Origin of the sequence: Xanthomonas vasicola pv. musacearum NCPPB 4379, from assembly GCF_000277895.2 — a bacterium.
Classification (GTDB): Bacteria; Pseudomonadota; Gammaproteobacteria; order Xanthomonadales; family Xanthomonadaceae; genus Xanthomonas; species Xanthomonas vasicola.
On the sequence record NZ_CP034655.1, the window covers coordinates 3080497 to 3098435 of the forward strand.

Genomic DNA, 17939 nt, shown 5'->3' on the forward strand with positions numbered 1-17939 from the left:
GCGATGAATCAGTACAGCCGTGGCAGGTGGTGCGCAGTCGCCGGGCAGGCACGACGGCGCGCAACGTGCGTTGGCGATATCTAATTGGAAGCGGTGCGCTTGTCCGCCGCCGGCGCCATGGCCACGGTCTTGGCGTCCACCGGCATGCCGGGCATGAAGATCTTCTGCACGCCATCGACCACCACGCGGTCACCGGCAGCCAGGCCGCTACGCACGATGCGCAGACCATCTGCACTACGGCCAAGCTCCACATCGCGGCGCTGCGCCTTGCCGTGCTTGTCCACCACGTAGACGTACTTGCGGTCCTGGTCGGTCAGTACGGCCTTTTCATCGACCAGCATCGCCTTGAACTGGCCGCTGCCCAGCAACTGCACGTGCGCGTACAACCCCGGCGTGAACTGCCGCTGCGCGTTATCCAGCACCGCCCGCACGCGGATGGTGCCAGTGCTGCGGGTCACCTGGTTGTCCAGGAAATCCACGCGCCCGGTATGTGGGAAGCCCTGCTCGCCAACCAGCCCGATGCGCACCGGCAACTCGCCGCCACGTTCGTCGGGGCGCTCGCCGTTGCGGGCCATCTGCGAATAGCGCAAGAAGGTGCCTTCGTCGGCATCGAAATAGACGAACACCTTGTCCAAGGACACCAGGGTGGTCAGCACACTGGCGCTGTCGCCAGCCGTGACCAGGTTGCCGGCGGTCACCATCGCACGCCCGGCGCGGCCGTCGATGGGAGCGCGCACACGCGTCCAATCCAGGTTGAGCTTGGCGGTGTCCACCGCGGCCTGGGCGGCCTGCAGGTCGGCGTCGGCCTGATCGGCGGCAGCGCGGCGCTGCTCCCAGGTTTCGGTCGAGATCGCCTGCTGCTCGGACAACTTGCGGGCACGCGCTGCCTCGCTACGTGCCAGCGTGGCCTGGGTACGGGCACGCACCAGCGAGGCATTGGCACGCGCGAACTCGGCACGGTAGCTACGCTCGTCGATGGTGAAGAGCACATCGCCCTTCTTCACTTCGGCACCTTCGGTGTAGTTGACCTTGTCGATGTAGCCGGACACGCGCGGACGCAGCTCGACGCTTTCCACCGGCTCGATGCGGCCGCTGAATTCGTCCCACTGGCTGATTTCCTTCGTCAACACCGGCGCGACGCTGACGCTGGGCGGCGGCGGCGCGCCGGTCTCGGCGGCCTTGCTGCCGCAGCCGGCGAGCACGACCGCGAGCACGGCGCCCGCCAACACGGTACGTAAGGGAAAACGGAACGGGGTGGCGTTCGTGGTCATGGGGAAATCTCTCGGGTGGGGATGGGAAATTGCAGACCGGCGAGCCGGCTCGCCGACGGTGCGGCCGGCGGGCGACGACTGACGGTCACGATGGCTTGTCCGGGCTGGCCAGGCCCGGCAATGAGGGAAACGGCAGCGCGACCGACATCGATGGCGCGAATCCATTCCGGACACGCGTCCTTGGCGCGGCCGGGGTTACACACCGGCTGCTCGACCGACAGCAGATGCACGCGGACGCCCAATGGTTTGGCTTCCTCGTGCAACACCTGCGCGAGCATGCGGGTGGCGGAGGCGGCAACCGAGCGATCGCCATGCGCCGACCAGGCACGCAGCGCGCACGGGCTACCGAGCAGCAGATAGCGGCCACCGCCATCGGCCTCGGCCAGTAATGGCAGCAGATGGCGCGCGGCGGCCAGATGCGGCAGCACGTCGCGCTCCAGGCGGCGACGCAGCGCGGCCACCGGCCGATCCAGCAGACGCCCGGCCTTGGGCGGGCCACCTAGGCTTGCGATCACCGCGCCCAGCGGTCGGTGCCGCTGTGCCAGCTCTGTGGCCAGGCGCTGCGCGGACGCATCGTCGGCCACCGATCCCTGCACGATGTCCAGCAGTGGCGAGTCGCCATGCTGCGCGCGCAGGGCGTCTAGCTTGGCGGCGTCGCGTCCAATCACCACGGTCGGCATACCGGCGTCGAGCAGCGCAGCGACGATGCCCGCGCCCACGTTGCCCGCGCCACCGATGACGGCCGTCTCGGCTTGGACCATCCCAATCATGGGACTTTCACTCTCGAGATCGGGACAATTCCGCGCTGCACCCAGCGCGCTTGCAGTCCAGTCCGCTGCGCCGGCGCGCCGCCAGCCTGGCGTCGTGGCGAGCTGGAGAATTCGCGCGACACGCTGCTGCGAGACCGATTTCCGGCGGAAACGACCGGATCGAAGGCACTTTCGATGGCACTGCGGGAATTGGAAGAGGCGCCGAAAACCTTGCACAACCACATGGCCGTGCTCCTGCATGGAGGGGATGCCGCATAAGTTAGGCTTCAAAGCAGCACTTGATTAGTCTGGATTTAGGGGAATAATCGTCCCGCAAGCGGTCTAATCCCTCCTGACCCCGGAAGGCGTCCCATGACTCACGATCTCAACGACACCCTGATCTTCGTCAAGGTGGTCGAACAAGGCAGCTTCATCGCTGCCGCCAACGCGCTTGGGCTGCCCAAGACCACCGTCAGCCGCAAGGTGCAAGAACTGGAAACCCGGTTGGGTGCGCGGCTGTTGCACCGAACCACGCGCCGCATCGGCCTGACCGAAGCCGGCTCGGTGTATCACGAGCATTGCCAGCGCATCTCACGCGAACTGGAAGAAGCCGAAAGCGCGGTGGGGCAATTGCAATCCGGCCCGCGCGGCTGGTTGCGTTTCACCGTGCCGTATTCGCTGGGCATCACCTGGATCGCGCCATTGCTGGGCGAATTCCACGCGCAATACCCGGAAATCCAGTTGGACATGCATCTGGGCAACGAGAAGCTGGACCTCATCGGCGGCGAAGCCGATCTGGCCTTGCGCGTCGGTGCCCTGCCCGATTCCAATCTGGTGGCGCGCAAGCTCGGCAGCTTGCGCACGCAGGTATTCGCCAGCCCGTCGTACATCGAACGTTATGGCGAGCCGCTGCATCCGGATGAATTGCAATTCCATCGCACACTCGCTTTGCGCAAGAACCGCAACGTGCACAACAACCGCTTCTTCTGGTCGCTCAGCGATGGCAGCGATGTGCGCGATTTTCCGGTCAATCCGCTGATGGTGGCCAACGATCCGGCCGCGCTCAACGGCGCAGTGCTATGCGGCGAAGGCCTGTTGCTGACCGGCGATGTGATGGCGAAACCGTTCGTGCAATCGGGCCTGGTGCGGCGCGTGCTGGCCGGTTGGACCGGACCGGAAGTGGACTTCAACGCGGTGTTCGCCGGCGGGCGCCTGGTGTCGCCAAAAGTACGTGCGTTCGTGGACTTTTTGGTAACGCGCATGAACTTCGACGCGGACTACATGATGGCGCAATGCCCTGCCCGTCTGGCCGCACAAAAGGCCGATAACGACGCGAAAGTCCACGTGGGCGCAGACGCGAAATTGCGCGCCGAGGGCAAGCGCATTCTGGAAGATGTCACGGCGTAGTGCCGGATCGAATGCGCCGATGGTGTGAGCCGTCTGGCGCAGGCCGCAAGTTCATCGATGTAGCTGCGTGAGTGCATCTCTGTCACCAAGTTGCGTACAGCCGACGACAGATCGGCTGCTTTGCAAATGATCTCACTGCACTGAGTGGTGAGTTGGGAAGAAGAGACGTCAGTCGTGGTGTCGTTGCATGCGATCACCTGATGCGCGAAAGCAAACTTAGTCGGGCGTGCGGTGCCTGGCCACTCGCGTGACACGCCGTAAACCCGTCCATGGGGGCGCGATGGCGGCATCCATGCCGCCAACGGTCCCGCAATCGGCAAGGCACCGCACCAGCACGTTGGTCATTGCTTCGAGAAAAAGTGCTCGTTTTACCCAAGCGAAACGCAGGATGGCGACGCGCCAACGTTGAAGGAATGGTGAAGACCGGCTTGTTGCTTGGGCACTGCGAACTAGCCGCAACTCGCCACTAACCAGCGAACGTCGCCCATCGCATGCATCAACACACCGACCATCGCGACTGGTCCTTGCCCGCTCACCGTCGCGGGACCCCTGGCGGACGCCGCCACGGAGCTGACATGGACGTCGTTGCGGCGTGTCCTGCGATGGTGAGCGGGCAAGGGCCCTACAGCAACACTCAGATGCGCAGTTTTGAAGTTCTACAGTTCCGCAGACGCACCAGCCGAACGCAAGAAGGATCGAGACCTCAAAACCATGCAGACCAGCCGCTTTAAACCCAAACGATTGAGTTAGCTGCCCTTGATCACACCATGCAGCACAAAAAACAGGCCGCTTCCGCGACCTGTTTTCAATACATCAGCACATCGCGGCGAGTCATCCGACTCGCCGCGATTCACTGCATCACACTCAACGCATGCCGGTGTTGCTGGCAGCGCCTTCGGCACGCAACGGAATCAGGCGGATTTCGACGCGACGGTTCTTCGCGCGGCCGGCATCGGTGTTGTTGTCGGCAATCGGATAACGCTTGCCCGCGCCCATGGTTTCCATGCGCTCGCGCTGCACACCCTGCGCTGTCAGGTACTGCGCCACTGCACCGGCGCGCTCTTCGGACAAGCGCTGATTCACTGCATCGCTACCGACGCTATCGGTGTGCCCAACCACTTCCACCATGGTCTGGTTGTACTCGCGCAGCGTGGAGGCCACACCGTTCAGCGCGGTATAGAACTCGGGCTTCAATGCAGACTTGCCGAAGTCGAAGGTGATGCCGTCCGGCAGGTTCAGGCTGATGTTGTCGCCCTGACGCTGCACTTCGATGCCGGTGTTGGCGGTGCGCTCGCGCAACGCGCGCTCCTGCCGATCCTGGTACTGGCCGATTGCCGCGCCGCTCAGCGCACCGATACCGGCACCGACCATTGCGTGCTGACGACGCTCGGTGGCGCTGTCGCCGGTGAGCAGGCCCGCAGCCACACCGATAGCCGTACCGATCAGCGCATTGCGGCCGGTCCGATTCTGCTGTTGCGTCTGGTCGCCGTACTGATCACGCTGCACATACGAGCCGCCGGTGGCGCAGGCGGACAGCGCAATGGCGCTAGCCAGGGCAACGGCAAGACTCTTGGTGGCTGCTGGGGACATGATGTTCTCCTATGGCCGGACCATCCGGCACTCAATTCGTGTGCGCGAGGATAAACAGGCCCACGCGACTGCCGCATGATGAAAGCGCCGAAACAAACGCGTAGCAGGTACGTCATTCAGGAAAACGTTTTCGGCATGAAAACGCCACATTGCGCCATCAACTTCGCCAGCGCATGCCCGCAAATACATGCGCTCCCTGCCCCCGTAATATCTTTTGGGACGACGCGGCGCGCGCTGTAGCAACAGGCACACGCGCATCATTCAGCAGCGACTAAGCGCGCGATTTCGCATAGGCTGCCAGTGCCGCATCGCGCCCTTCGGCCAGGCCAATAATCGGTGCACGCGGGTACTCTGACGCAAAGCGCGCCAACGATAACGGGTGCAGCCAGGGCGCAAAGCGTTCCTTCACCGCAAGCTTGCCCAGCTCGGGCACCCAGCGTGTGATGTACGTGGCTTGCGGATCGAATTTTTCCGCCTGCGTCACCGGGTTGAACACGCGGAAATAGGGCGCTGCATCGGCGCCGGTGCCGGCCACCCACTGCCAGCCCAACGTGTTGTTGGCCAGGTCCGCATCCACCAACGTGTCCCAGAACCAGCGCGCGCCTTCGATCCAGTGAATGCGCAAATGCTTGCACAAAAAACTGGCGACGATCATGCGCACGCGGTTGTGCATCCAGCCGGTGTGCCAGAGCTGACGCATGCCGGCATCGACGATCGGAATGCCGGTGCGGCCGCGCTGCCAGGCCTGCAGCGCAACCGGATCGACCTTCGTCCAGTCGAATCCTTCGAAGCGCGGATTGAGGTTCTGGTTGGTGGTGTCCGGGAAGTGATGCAGCAGGTGATAGGCGAAATCGCGCCAGCCCAGCTGGCGGATATAGCCATCGATTTCTGCGCCATTGCGCGCAGTGCGACGCGCTTCCAGCGTGCTGGCAATGCGCCACGGCGCGATCTCGCCGAAGTGCAGATGCGGCGAGAGTTGCGAGGTGCCAACGCGATCGGGGCGGTCGCGGTTTTCGCGATACCCGGACAGCGCGCCATCGATGAAGATCTCCAGCATTTCGTGGGCGCCGGCTTCACCAGGCTGCCCGTGCTCCCAGAAGCCCTGGTCCCAGTTCAAGCTGGGCACCAACTGCAGCGTGTCGAGTGCATCCGTCTTCAACGCCGCAGGCAGCGGCGGCAGGCTGCGCGGCGCAGGCACGGCGGCGGGCAAGTGCAGCTGCGTCAGCGCATTGCGCCAGAACGGCGTAAACATTTTGTACGGGCCGCCCTGCTGCGTGGACAGCTGCCACGGTTCAAACAGCAATGCGGAATTGCAGCTCTGTGCCTCGATGCCACGCTCGCGCAATGCGCGCTTGATCTGCGCATCGCGCGGCTGCGTGGCCGGTTCGTATTTGCGGTTCCAATACACCGCTACCGCGCCGGTCTGCGCGATCACCTCATCCAGCACCTGTGCGCTATCGCCGGCGCGGATGACCAAGCCACTGCCACGCGCACGCAACGCATCATCCAGCGCTGCAAGCGAGCGATGCCGCCAGGTGCGCGATGCGACGCCGGGCGTCCATTCGCCTTCTTCGTGCGGTGCGTCGATATACAGCGGAATCGGGTGGTGCCCGGCGTCGAGTGCGGCACGCAAAGCCGGGTTGTCTTCCAGACGCAGATCGCGACGGAACCAGACGATGGCGTATGACATACGAACTCGGCAGCGAACGATGAGGCTGCGCAGCATAAGCCAGCGGGCGCAACGATGGCGCGATGCCGGGCGACGGGTGGCCGCCCAGCGGGTCCACTGCGCTTACTCGAAACTGCCCACCGAATCGTGCGCCAGATTGTCGAACCGGGTGTATTCACCGAAGAACTTGAGCTTGCACGACCCGGTCGGACCGCCGCGGTGCTTGCCGATGATGATCTCGGCCAGGCCCTTGTCCGGCGAATTTTCCTTGTTGTAGTAATCGTCGCGGTAGATGAAGACGATCATGTCCGCGTCCTGCTCGATTGCGCCGGATTCGCGCAAGTCGGCCATCACCGGGCGCTTGTCGGTACGCGTTTCCAGCGAGCGGTTGAGCTGCGACAACGCGATCACCGGCACGTTGAGTTCCTTCGCAAGACCCTTGAGGCCACGCGAAATTTCCGAGATTTCGGTCGCGCGGTTTTCGCTGTTGCCGGGCACAGACATCAGCTGCAGGTAGTCGATGACGATCAGGCCCAGGTCGTGTTCGCGCTTGAGGCGGCGGCACTTAGAACGCAGCACTTCCGGCGATACGCCCGGGGTGTCGTCGATGAAGATCTTGGTTTCCTTGAGCATCTTGATCGCGCCGGTCACGCGCGCCCAATCCTCGTCCTCCAACGCACCGGTACGCAGGCGCTGCGCATTGATGCGGCCATTGGAAGAGATCAGACGCATTGCCAGCTGCGAGGCCGACATTTCCATCGAAAACACCGCCACGCCTTTCTTCGACTTGATCGCCGCGTATTCGGCGATATTCAGCGCCAGCGTGGTCTTGCCCATCGCCGGACGTGCGGCAAGGATGATCAGATCGGTCGGCTGCAAGCCGGCGGTCATCGCATCGAAATCGGTGTAGCCGGTCGGCAGGCCGGTGATATTGCCGCCGTTTTCGAAGCGGTTACGCAACTCTTCGAAGGCGTCCTTCAAGGCGCCCGGCATTGCGACGAAATCGGTCCGCCCGCGTGCGCCGGCTTCGGCGATCTTGAACACCGCTTTTTCTGCAGAGGCCAGCAGCTCCACGCTCTCGCGGCCTTCCGGCTGGAAACCGTCATTGACGATCGTGGTGCCAACTTCGATCAGCTGCCGCAGCACCGCCTTGTCGCGCACGATTTCCGCATACGCGGCAATGTTGGCCGCCGACGGTGTGGTGCTGGCCAACTCGATCAGGTAGGCGCCATCGCCCACCTGCTCCAGCTTGCCCTGTGATTCGAACCATTCGCCCAGCGTCACCGCATCGAACGGACGGTCTTTTTCGTTCAATTCGCGAATGGCGCGGTAGATCAGCCGATGGTCGCGTCGGTAGAAGTCGTTTTCGGTGAGCTGATCGTTGACCCGGTCGAACGCGTCCGGCGCCAGCATCAAGCCACCCAGCACCGCCTGCTCGGCCTCGACCGAATGCGGCGGCACCCGCAACTGGTCCAGACGCGGCTCGGGACGATCGTAATCGTCGTCGTCGCGATCGCGATTGCGCTTGGAACGGAAACCAGGACGAGCGGACATGGACAAACAAACCTGACGCGGGGAGACGAGGGCAGGAAGCATAGTCATCGGCGGCGCCGGCGACTATGCACAACTCTGTGGATAACTGGTGGATAGCCGTGTACCGGCGTTCTACGCGCCGGCCGTCGCAGATGCCGAGACCCTTGCGCCTATTGGCCTTCCGCCCTGCCCCCAAGCCCAGCGGAGCGCCGCACGCGAGCGCGGCGCCGCTGTGGTCAACTCAGCGCTTGAGGTGCCTGATCAGGTCCAGGAACTGGTCGATGAAACCCTGCAGGAACTTGCGGCTGTCGGCATTGACAATCTGGTCGTCGGCGCCGAACAGGCCGTCCTTGTACTGCAGAAACACTTCCGGCTGACCGAGCACGTGCATGTTCAGATACGCCAGCACGTTGCGCAGATGCTGCTGCGCGGTGGCGGTGCCAATCGCGCCGACCGAAATGCCGACCACCGCCGCCGGCTTGCCGGAAAACGCGCTATCGCCATAGGGGCGCGAGCCGGTGTCGATGGCATTTTTGAGCACGCCGGGAATCGAGCGGTTGTATTCGGGGGTCACGAACAGCACCGCATCAGCAGCGCGGATCTGCTGCTTCAGACGCGTGCCTTCGGCCGGGTAATCGCCGTCGCGGTCCTGGTTGTACAGGGGGATATCGCCGATCTCCAGGTACTCGAACACGGCCTTGTCGCCAGCCAGATGCTCCAGTGCACGCGCCAGCTGACGGTTATACGACTCTGCGCGCAGGCTGCCGACCAGCACGGCAATGGTGAGCTTGCTCATGGGAATCTCCGTGGAAACAGGCCCCACCCTACTCAGCTCAATGCTCAGAGCTGGTGAAACGCCGCCCGGTGGCGTCTGCGTTCACAGACGGCGTGAGCAACTGCCAACCACTGTCCACACCGCAGCGCCAGGCGTCAGCGCACCACCGCCGCGCGCTGTTCGCGCCAGTGCGACTGCCAGGCCTGGAACATCAGCACCGTCCACAGGTGCGTATGCCATTTGCGCTCACCACCGTTGAAGTCACGCCACAAGCCAGCCACCGTATCGGCGGCGAACACGCCCTCGCGCTCCAGCGCGCCGTGGGCCAGCAGATCGTCGGCCCAGCCGTGCAGATCGCCACGTAGCCATGCGCTGACCGGAGCGCCGAAGCCACGCTTGCCGCGGTACACCATCGTGTCCGGCAGGTAGCGGCACAACACGCGCTTGAGCAGATATTTGCTGACTCCATCGCGGTACTTCAGCGACAGCGGCAGCGACCAGGCGAATTCGGCCACGCGCCAGTCCAGCAGCGGTGCGCGTGCTTCCAGCCCCACCGCCATTGTGGTGCGGTCCACCTTGCACAGCAGATCGTCGGGCAGATACGCGGCGAAGTCCGCCAGCATCATCGCGTCGGCCGGCGTGCCGGACCCATGCAACGGGTCGGCCAGGCTGTAAAAACTATCGGGTTCGGTGGCACCCAGCACCACCGCGGCCGGGTCGCGCCAGCGCGAAATCCGGTTGCGATAGATATCGCCGATGCCGCGCGCGCCGGCCTCGGCCACCAGTGCGGCCAACCCACCGGTGCGCGAAGACTCGCCAGTACTGCGTGCCGCCACCGCCATCAGGCGACGCAGCGGACCGGGCACCAGGCCGTGCATGCGCCAGTTGCGCAGCGCACGTTGATAACGGCCATAGCCGAAGAACAATTCGTCGCCGCCGTCACCAGACAGCGCCACCGTCACTCCGCCGCGCGCCAGGCGTGCGACCAATGCAGTCGGCACTTGCGAGGCGTCAGCGAAGGGCTCGTCGAACATGTCCGGCAGGTTCGGCACCACCGCAAGCGCATCGGCGCCGCTGACATAGAGCTCGGTGTGGTCGGTGTGCAGGTGCGTGGCGACGTCACGCGCCAGCGGCGCTTCGTCGTGGTGCGAGCCCTCGAACCCGATGCTGAAGGTGTGCACCGGCTGCGCGCTCTGCGCCTGCATCATTGCGGTGACGATGGACGAATCGGTACCGCCGGACAGGAACACGCCCACTGGCACATCGGCCACCATGCGCAAGGCCACCGCATCCCGCAGCACGCTATCCAATTGGTCTTCGGCCTGCGCGTCGGTGCCGGTGAACGGTGCGGCGAGCGCGCGTTGCATCGCTTCGCGCGCATTCCAGAACGGTTGCTGCGCCTGATCAGGGCGATGCGCGGCAGCGCCGGCTGCCACCGCCTGCGCATCCATGCGCAGCACGCGGCCAGGCATCAGCTTGAAGGTGTGCTCGTGGATGCAGGCCGGTGCGGGGATATAGCCCAGCCGCAACAGCAGCGTGAGCGCATTGCGGTCGACGCCGTTGTCGAAATCCGGGTGCTGCCACAAGGCCTTGAGTTCGGAACCGAACACCAAGGTGTCGCCGGCCCACCCGTAGTAGAGCGGCTTCTTGCCGACGCGATCGCGGGCCAGAAACAGGCAGTTGTCGCGCTCATCCCACAAGGCAATGGCGAACATGCCGTTGCAGCGGGCCAGAGTGTCGTCCAGGCCCCACTCCACTACGGCCGCCAGCAATACTTCGGTATCAGAGTGGCCGCGGAAGCGATGCCCGAGCGCGGACAGTGCCGCGCGCAGCTGCGCGAAGTTATAGATCTCGCCGTTGTAGGCCAGTACGTAGCGGCCATCGGCCGAGCGCATCGGCTGATGGCCGAGCGGCGACAGATCCAGAATGCTCAAGCGCTGATGCGCCAGCGCAACGCCGGCCTGCGCATCGCACCAGGTACCCGCATCGTCCGGGCCACGATGGCGCACAGTGGCGCCCATCGGCCGCACCAGCGCATCGAGCTGTTCGCCATGCAGACGCGGCGACGCCAGCAATAGTCCTGCCAATCCGCACATCGTCAGTGCTCCTGCCTGCCGGTAACGGGGAGTAACCGGAGGTCGCCCACACGCGTCACGCGCAGCGCGCGCCCGTGCAAGTGCGCGGCGAATGCGGATGCGGATGAAAAAGAATTAAGACGGGCATCCACCAAACACGCAGTAGTGCTGCCGGCAGCGTCATGCAGATCGCGCGCGCCGCTCATGCCGTCACCGACACAACTGCCGGCATCGGCACAAAGCGCGGCAGCGCATGCACGCGTTGCAACCAGTCCGTGATCGCCGGCCAGCGCTCCAGATCGAAACCGCCGTCTTCAGCGCAATGGGTATATGCAAACAGCGCGATATCGGCGATGCCGTAGTCGCTGCCGGTAAACCAGGCCTGCTGCTTAAGGTACTGCTCCATCACCGCCAGCGCCTGCTCGCCGCGCGCACGCAACTGCGGCAACTCGGCGCGGCGTGCGGCATCGCGCGGCGTCCACAAGCTGATGAAACGCGCCACCGCCACATACGGCTCATGGCTGTACTGCTCGAAGAACATCCAGCTCAGTGCCTGCGCGCGCTGCCACGCATCGGTGGGCAGATACGGGGTGCCTTCGGCCAGCCAGAACAGGATCGCATTGGACTCGGTCAGCACGCGGCCGTCGTCGCGTTCTACCATCGGCACCTTGCCGTTGGGATTCTTGGCCAGGTACTCGGGCGTGCGGGTCTGCCCGGCCACGCTGTCCACCTCAACCCAGTGGTAGCGGCTGCCCAGTTGCTCCAGCAGCAAACGCACCTTGTAGCAGTTGCCGGAACTGGACATGCCATGGACGGTCAACGGGGGACGCACGGTCGACATCTAGCTGGCTCCGCGGCAGCAACAAGGGTTGGCAGTGTCACAGCCCGGCGTGCCTTTGCAAAGCCCTGCACACAGCGGCGGCACGCCGATGCCACGCTTGCGTGCGCTGCCGCCGCCGGGCCGTGCACGCGCTGTCGCGCCAACCCGTTCAGGCGAATGCCAGCACCGCCACCGGCACACTCAAGACGGCGATCAGGATGCCCAGTGCCGCCACCGTCAGCGCCCATGCACCGAATGCGCGCGGACGCGCACAGCCACTGGCGGCAGCCACCGCCTGCACTGCACAGACCGAACACCACAGCGCGCCCAGCATCAGCAGCAAGATGCATGTCGCCAATTGCGCCATGCCGGCCGGATCGGTCGCGCCGGTGCGCAGCAACGCCACTTGACCCTTAAGCGCGACCACGGCTGCCAGCAGGCACACCAGCCACGGCAAAGCGCAGCCCGCCATGGCCGGCAACACGTGCGTGAGGCGCGTGCCGCTGCCCATCCAGCGCAAGATCAGCTTGAGCAGCACGCATCCCAGCACGGCGATTGCCACGACCACGATGACGCCACCGGCCTTGGCCCACCACGGCAACGCGTGCAGCCACACCCATGCCGACAACAGCGTGGTCGCCGCGAACACGGCCCAGGCGCTCTACCGCAGCCCGGCGTGCTGCGGCATCCGCGTCACCGTGGCATAGGGATCGAACATGATTCCGCCCAGCCCACCGCCGCGCCACCAGAGCAGGCACGCCACCAGCAGCACCACCAGGGCGATCAAACCGGCCAGCGGGTAGCTGAGCGCGCGCCACTCGGGCGGCTGGGTACGTCGCTGCGGCTTGAGATCGTGATTGAAGTACAACAGGTCGCGCGCGCGTTCCATGTCGGCGCAGCACGCGCCACGCCGTTGGCCGGAATGCGGTCGGTGAAGCGCTGCCATTCGCCCACGATGACCAGCTTGCCGTCGCGCATCGCGATGCTGCGCGAAAAGCGGAACCACGGGTTGGCAACCACTTGCGTGTCCGCTTCTACCTGCGTCGCCGGGTCGCTGTGCACGCGCACGGTCTGCCGCGCCAGCCGCGGGCCGCCCAGCGCCAGCGGACCTTTACGCGCCTGCTTCGGTAGCGCATCCATCCACTCGCCGAGCTGGAACAATGGGAAGCCCAGTTCATCGCCCTCGTTCGCCGGCCATTCCAGCCGGTAGGCCTCGTGCGTGCGCACATTCAGCGGGTCGGCATCATCGATGCTCGGCACGCTCACCTGCGTCAGCGCGGTGTAGTACTGCTGCATGAATTCCAGATAGTGCTCGCCCACCGTCTGCGCACCATCGTCGTCGAAGCTGCTGGCGACACGCTCGGCGCGGCCCTGGCGATAGATGGTATCCACGGTGAAGCTCGCCCAGCGCTGCGGCTTGCGCAGCGAAATGGTGATGTCTTCGTTCACTTCGATTTGCGGCAACGCAGGCATCGGCGCTGGCACTTCGACCAAGCTGTCCTGCCCTGCCATCACCGGCAAGCCGCGCACGAAAGGCAGCGGCCGGCGTTGCGCCAACGGACCGTCCTCGCGGTCGCGTGTGGCATCCACCCACACCTCGCCCTGCGGCAGATGCGCGCGCACCACCACATGATCGAAGGCGTACGGACTGGGCAGCCGCTTCTCCAGCCCGTGGCCCTGGTCGCTGTTGACCAGCACCGGCTCGGCACGGATGCCGGCCAATTGCAGCAGTGCGATCAGCAGCGTCGCCTTGTCCTTGCAGTCGCCGTAGCGGTTACGCAGCGTCACTTCGGGCGCGTGCGGGGCGTGCGAGTTTTCGCCCATGTCCAGGCCGACGTAGCGGATCTCGCCCTGCACGAACGCCACGGCGCGCAGCAGTGCACCTTGCGGGTCGTCGCTGCGCAATTTCAGGCTCTGCACCATCCTGGCGGCCACTTGCGCGTCCTTGAACGCCTCCGGATACAGCTGCGCCGCCCAGGCAGCCACCGCGCCCCAACTGCCGGCGCTGGACACTTCAATCAAACCGTAAGGGTCGAGATCGTCCGGCGCGTCTTTTTCCTCCTGCACCGCCGCGATGTTGCTCGCGCCGATGTTCAACAGTGTCACGCCATCAACCGTGCGCACGTTACGGCCAAAACCCGGCGCGCTGATCCGCCACTGCAACGCCATGCGGGAGGGATAGCGCACCCGCACCCGGCGCTCGCCCAACGGCACGCCGTAGCGCGCTTCGAACACGTCGTAATAGCCTTTGCCGAACACTGGATTGCTGCCGCTGATGGTCACACCGTAGTCGACCCGGTCACCCACGCGCAGGTCCGGCAAGGTGATCGACAGCGTCAGCGCGCCATCGATCAAGCCGTTCTCCAGGCCGCTTTCGCGCCGCAATTTGGCGTAATGCGCCGAGGTGCGCATATCGATGCGCTTGCCGGCGCGCCAGACATCCAGGCTGTTGAGTTCCAGCTGCTGATACTGCGGCTGGTAATCGATGGAAATCTGCCCGGCTTCCTCCAGGCTTTTGGCACGCTGCACGGTGTAACTGAGCCGGCGGTAGGCCTGCGGCACGCGGCCGGTCAGATCGACCTGGTCGGACACCAGCTCATAGCGCAGCCCGGTGGCGCCAGGCACGTTGTCGGGCACGGCATCGGCCACCACCCACACCGGCGTCGGCGCCATGCGTGGCGCTTCGTTGGCCTGCGCTGGCGCAATTGCCATGCCGGCGAGCGAACACACGCTCCAAAAGACGCCGCGCAGGCGTCGCATCACGTCCTTGCTGATCAATCACCCACTCCTCGTCAAAACGCATTGAGTCCTGTCAGCGCACGCCCCACCACCAACTGATGCACGGTTTCGGTGCCCTCGTAGGTGATCACCGATTCCAGATTCAGCGCATGCCGGATCGCCACATGCTCGGTGGTGATGCCGGCCGCGCCCAGCAGGTCGCGGCATTCGCGCGCCACATCCAGCGCCATGCGGCAATTGTTCCATTTTGCCAGTGAGATCTGTTCCGGCCGCAGCGTACCGGCTTCCTTCAAGCGGCCGAGCTGCAAGGCGAGTAGCTGGGCGGTGGAAATCCGCCGCGCCATGTCGGCCAGTTTGATCTGCGCACTCTGCGTGGCCGCCAGCGGCCGGCCGAACAGGATGCGCTCGCCGGCATAGGACAGCGCCTCGCGCAGGCAGGCCACCGCCGCGCCGATCGCGCCCCAGGCGATGCCGTAGCGCGCCTGGTTGAGGCAACTCAGCGGCGCCTTCAAACCAGCCGCCTCCGGCAACCGCATCTGCTCCGGCACGAAGACATTATCCAGGAACAGGGCCGAAGTGACCGACGCACGCAGGCTCATCTTATGGCTGATGTCCTGCGCGCTGAAGCCGGGGCTGTAGGTCTCGACCAGAAAGCCACGCACGCCATCGTCGGTGTGCGCCCAGATGATCGCCAGCCCGGCGATGCTACCGTTGGTGATCCACATCTTGGCGCCATTCAAGCGCCAGCCGTCGCCCTCGCGCACCGCGCGCGTCGTCATCGCGGCGGGATCCGACCCGCCCTGCGCCTCGCTCAGGCCGAAGCAGCCGATCACCCGGCCGGCCGCCATCTCCGGCAGCCAGCGCTGCCGCTGTTCGTCGCTGCCATAGGCGTGGATGGGATACATGCACAACGAAGACTGCACGCTGACGAAGCTGCGCAGCCCGCTGTCGCCGCGCTCCAGTTCCTGGCAAATCAATCCGTAGGAGACCGCACCAAGGCCCGCATCGCCGTCGCGCACCGGCAGGCTGGCGCCCAGCAAGCCCAGTTGCGCCAGTTCCGGAATCCACTCGCGCGGGAAGCGCCCAGCATCGAAGGCATCGCCGATCGCCGGCACTACCCGCGTATCGGTAAAACGCGCTACCGCCTCCTGCACCGCCCGCTCTTCGTCGGTGAGCAGCGCGCGTACGTCGAACAGGTCATCAGGGCGTACCGGCATGTTGGCTTCCATCGCAAGCGTAAGACGCGATTATCTGCCAGTTGCCGGCCGAACATCGTGCTGCCAGCCGGCACGGGAATGGCACAAATGAAAAGAGCCGGCAATGCCGGCTCTTTTCTCACCACTGCGCTACTCGCGCCACGCTTCGGTTTGCCCGTTACTGACGAGTGCTCATGCTGTCCTGACGCATGTTGGAATCGCCGGCCGTCGATGCCATCTGCGTCACCAGCTGACCATCGACCACCGGCAGACGGTCGCTCGTCGGCTTGTCGTTCATGCGCACGGTCTTTTCGAAACCGTCGTAGCGGTAGGTGACGTCATAGGCAACCACGTTGTCGGCATCGCCTAGCGAAATGCGCTCGCCCGGCTTGCTGTCCATGCGCATGGTGCCGGTGGTGCCATCGGCATTGCGGTAGGTCACGTCGTAGCCGACCACACGCGAGGACTGCGAATTGGCATTTTCGGTGTGGCACTGACGCTCGGTGCGATCGACCACGCGGCCACCGACGTGGTCGCGGTCAATGCGGTTACCGATGAAGCCACCACCCACGGCGCCTGCAGCGGTTGCCAGCTTGCGGCCGTTGCCGCCGCCCACCTGGTTGCCGAGCAGGCCACCAATGACTGCACCGACCACAGTGCCGCCGACATTGCCGTCACGCTCCGGCAGACGTTCCTGCACCACCACATCGCGGCACACTTGGCGCGGCGAGGTGCTGGTGGTGGTTTCGCGGATGGCGTTGCTGTTGATCACCTGCGCATATTGCGGCTCACGCTGGCTGATCGGGGCCACATTGACCACGTCGGCATATTCCAGGCCACGCGGCGCCGGCTGGCCATTGGCCACAAAGTCGCCGGACGACGGACGGTTATTCATGAAAGCGGCAGTGGCCACGCCTCCGACCAACAAGGCACCAGCAGCGACCAGTATAGTTGTCGTATTACTCTTCATAACCAGCTCCCTGCGGACGCACCGCGTTGTTGACGGCCGTGATTCCAGCACGGGAACCCTGAACGAAAACACCCTCGCTCATGAACACGACGGTTAAGTTCAGCTAGCGGTTACTTCATGCATCTCTAACAGCCGGAGCATTCGCATGCGAAATCCACTCACCGCACGCGCCCTGGATTGGGCCAGCAAGCTGCGCTACCCCACTTTGTTCAAGCTGGCCGCCGCGCTGTTTTTGGTGGATCTGGTGATGCCAGACCCAATCCCGTTCCTGGACGAATTGCTGTTCGGCCTGACCACGCTGCTGTTGGCCAACTGGAAAACCCGCAAGGCCCCACTGCCGGCACCGGTGCGCCGCGACTGATGCAGTTGATCGACAGCCATTGCCATCTAGACGCCGGCGAATTCGACCACGACCGCGCAGCGGTGATCGCGCGCGCGCAGGCCGCAGGAGTCATCCAGCAAGTGGTGCCGGCGATTACCGCTGCCAGCTGGCCGGGCTTACGCGCGGTCTGCACCCAGGCGCGCGGCCTCTACCCTGCCTACGGCCTGCATCCGCTATTTCTGGACCAACACCGCCCTGAGCATCTGGAGCTGCTGGCCGAGTGGATCGACCGCGAGCGCCCCTGCGCGATCGGCGAGTGCGGACTAGATTTTTTTGTCGACGGGCTGGATGCGCGGACCCAGCGCGACTACTTCGACGGCCAGTTGCAGCTGGCCAAGCGCTTCGACCTGCCGCTGATCGTGCATGCGCGCCGCGCCACCGAGGAGGTCATTGCCCGCATCAAGGCGGTGGTTGGCCTGCGCGGCGTGGTGCATAGCTTTGCCGGCAGCCCAGAGCAAGCGCAACAGTTGTGGAAACTGGATTTCATGATTGGCCTTGGCGGCCCGGTGACCTACCCACGCGCCAATCGCCTGCGCGGGCTGGTGGCGAGCATGCCGCTGCAACATCTGCTGCTGGAAACCGACGCGCCCGATCAGCCCGACGCCAGCATCCGCGGCCAACGCAACGAACCGGCATACCTGCGCACGGTGCTGGACTGCATCGCCGAACTGCGTGGCGAAGATCCCGCGCACATCGCTGCGCAAACCACCGCTAACGCGCGCAGCTTGTTCGGCTTACCGCACTGAGCGGAGCAGGTGCGTCA

At 64.8% G+C, this 17939-nt stretch carries 14 protein-coding genes and 1 pseudogene; 3 read left to right on the forward strand and 12 right to left on the reverse strand.

Annotated features, from left to right (window positions below; all coding sequences use genetic code 11):
• Window positions 1-80: 80 nt before the first annotated feature.
• From KWO_RS14325 to KWO_RS14335, 3 genes are read right to left on the reverse strand one after another with little or no spacing between them, the layout of a single operon-like run.
• Window positions 81-1271 (reverse strand): efflux RND transporter periplasmic adaptor subunit, encoded by a 1191-nt coding sequence (locus KWO_RS14325; protein ID WP_010366317.1) that lies wholly within the window; start codon window positions 1269-1271, stop codon window positions 81-83.
• Complete coding sequence (locus KWO_RS14330) at window positions 1268-2041, reverse strand: SDR family NAD(P)-dependent oxidoreductase (RefSeq protein WP_017113226.1); 774 nt, start codon at window positions 2039-2041, stop codon at window positions 1268-1270. Before KWO_RS14330 ends, KWO_RS14325 begins: the two co-directional genes overlap by 4 nt.
• Window positions 2038-2265: a hypothetical protein gene (locus KWO_RS14335; RefSeq protein WP_010380268.1), complete on the reverse strand. Its 228-nt coding sequence runs from the start codon at window positions 2263-2265 to the stop codon at window positions 2038-2040. Before KWO_RS14335 ends, KWO_RS14330 begins: the two co-directional genes overlap by 4 nt.
• 127 nt (window positions 2266-2392) lie before the next feature.
• Here KWO_RS14335 and KWO_RS14340 point away from each other — a divergent pair, with 127 nt between their 5' ends.
• The gene (locus tag KWO_RS14340) at window positions 2393-3427 is read left to right on the forward strand and encodes an XC_2801 family transcriptional regulator (RefSeq protein ID WP_010380270.1); all 1035 of its coding nucleotides are present in this window, start codon (window positions 2393-2395) and stop codon (window positions 3425-3427) included.
• A gap of 864 nt (window positions 3428-4291) precedes the next feature.
• On the opposite strand, the gene KWO_RS14345 is transcribed toward KWO_RS14340, so the two are convergent.
• The 9 genes and pseudogenes from KWO_RS14345 to KWO_RS14400 form a co-directional block, all read right to left on the reverse strand.
• On the reverse strand, window positions 4292-5017 hold the full coding sequence (locus KWO_RS14345; RefSeq protein ID WP_010380273.1) for a YiaD family glycine zipper/OmpA-like lipoprotein: 726 nt from the start codon (window positions 5015-5017) through the stop codon (window positions 4292-4294).
• A 271-nt stretch (window positions 5018-5288) separates the two neighbouring features.
• Entirely contained in the window at window positions 5289-6707 is a 1419-nt protein-coding gene (locus tag KWO_RS14355; RefSeq protein WP_017113227.1) for a cryptochrome/photolyase family protein, read from the reverse strand.
• A gap of 102 nt (window positions 6708-6809) precedes the next feature.
• Window positions 6810-8240 (reverse strand): replicative DNA helicase, encoded by a 1431-nt coding sequence (locus KWO_RS14360; RefSeq protein WP_010380278.1) that lies wholly within the window; start codon window positions 8238-8240, stop codon window positions 6810-6812.
• A 220-nt stretch (window positions 8241-8460) separates the two neighbouring features.
• Window positions 8461-9015 (reverse strand): NADPH-dependent FMN reductase, encoded by a 555-nt coding sequence (locus tag KWO_RS14365; protein ID WP_010380280.1) that lies wholly within the window; start codon window positions 9013-9015, stop codon window positions 8461-8463.
• Window positions 9016-9149: 134 nt separating this feature from the next.
• Window positions 9150-11090, reverse strand: a complete 1941-nt coding sequence (gene asnB / locus KWO_RS14370) for an asparagine synthase (glutamine-hydrolyzing) (RefSeq protein WP_010366300.1) — start codon at window positions 11088-11090, stop codon at window positions 9150-9152.
• Between the two features lie 181 nt (window positions 11091-11271).
• On the reverse strand, window positions 11272-11910 hold the full coding sequence (locus tag KWO_RS14380; RefSeq protein ID WP_017113228.1) for a glutathione S-transferase family protein: 639 nt from the start codon (window positions 11908-11910) through the stop codon (window positions 11272-11274).
• A gap of 148 nt (window positions 11911-12058) precedes the next feature.
• Window positions 12059-14601, reverse strand: a pseudogene (locus KWO_RS14385) (DUF3857 domain-containing transglutaminase family protein).
• Between the two features lie 80 nt (window positions 14602-14681).
• Window positions 14682-15857: an acyl-CoA dehydrogenase family protein gene (locus KWO_RS14390; RefSeq protein WP_010380292.1), complete on the reverse strand. Its 1176-nt coding sequence runs from the start codon at window positions 15855-15857 to the stop codon at window positions 14682-14684.
• Between the two features lie 145 nt (window positions 15858-16002).
• Window positions 16003-16794 (reverse strand): glycine zipper 2TM domain-containing protein, encoded by a 792-nt coding sequence (locus tag KWO_RS14400; RefSeq protein WP_010366292.1) that lies wholly within the window; start codon window positions 16792-16794, stop codon window positions 16003-16005.
• A 145-nt stretch (window positions 16795-16939) separates the two neighbouring features.
• Between KWO_RS14400 and KWO_RS14405 the strand changes: the two genes are divergently transcribed.
• On the forward strand, window positions 16940-17155 hold the full coding sequence (locus KWO_RS14405; protein ID WP_010366290.1) for a DUF6116 family protein: 216 nt from the start codon (window positions 16940-16942) through the stop codon (window positions 17153-17155).
• Window positions 17155-17922, forward strand: coding sequence for a TatD family hydrolase (locus KWO_RS14410; RefSeq protein WP_010366288.1), 768 nt, complete (start codon window positions 17155-17157; stop codon window positions 17920-17922). Before KWO_RS14405 ends, KWO_RS14410 begins: the two co-directional genes overlap by 1 nt.
• Window positions 17923-17939 lie beyond the last annotated feature (17 nt).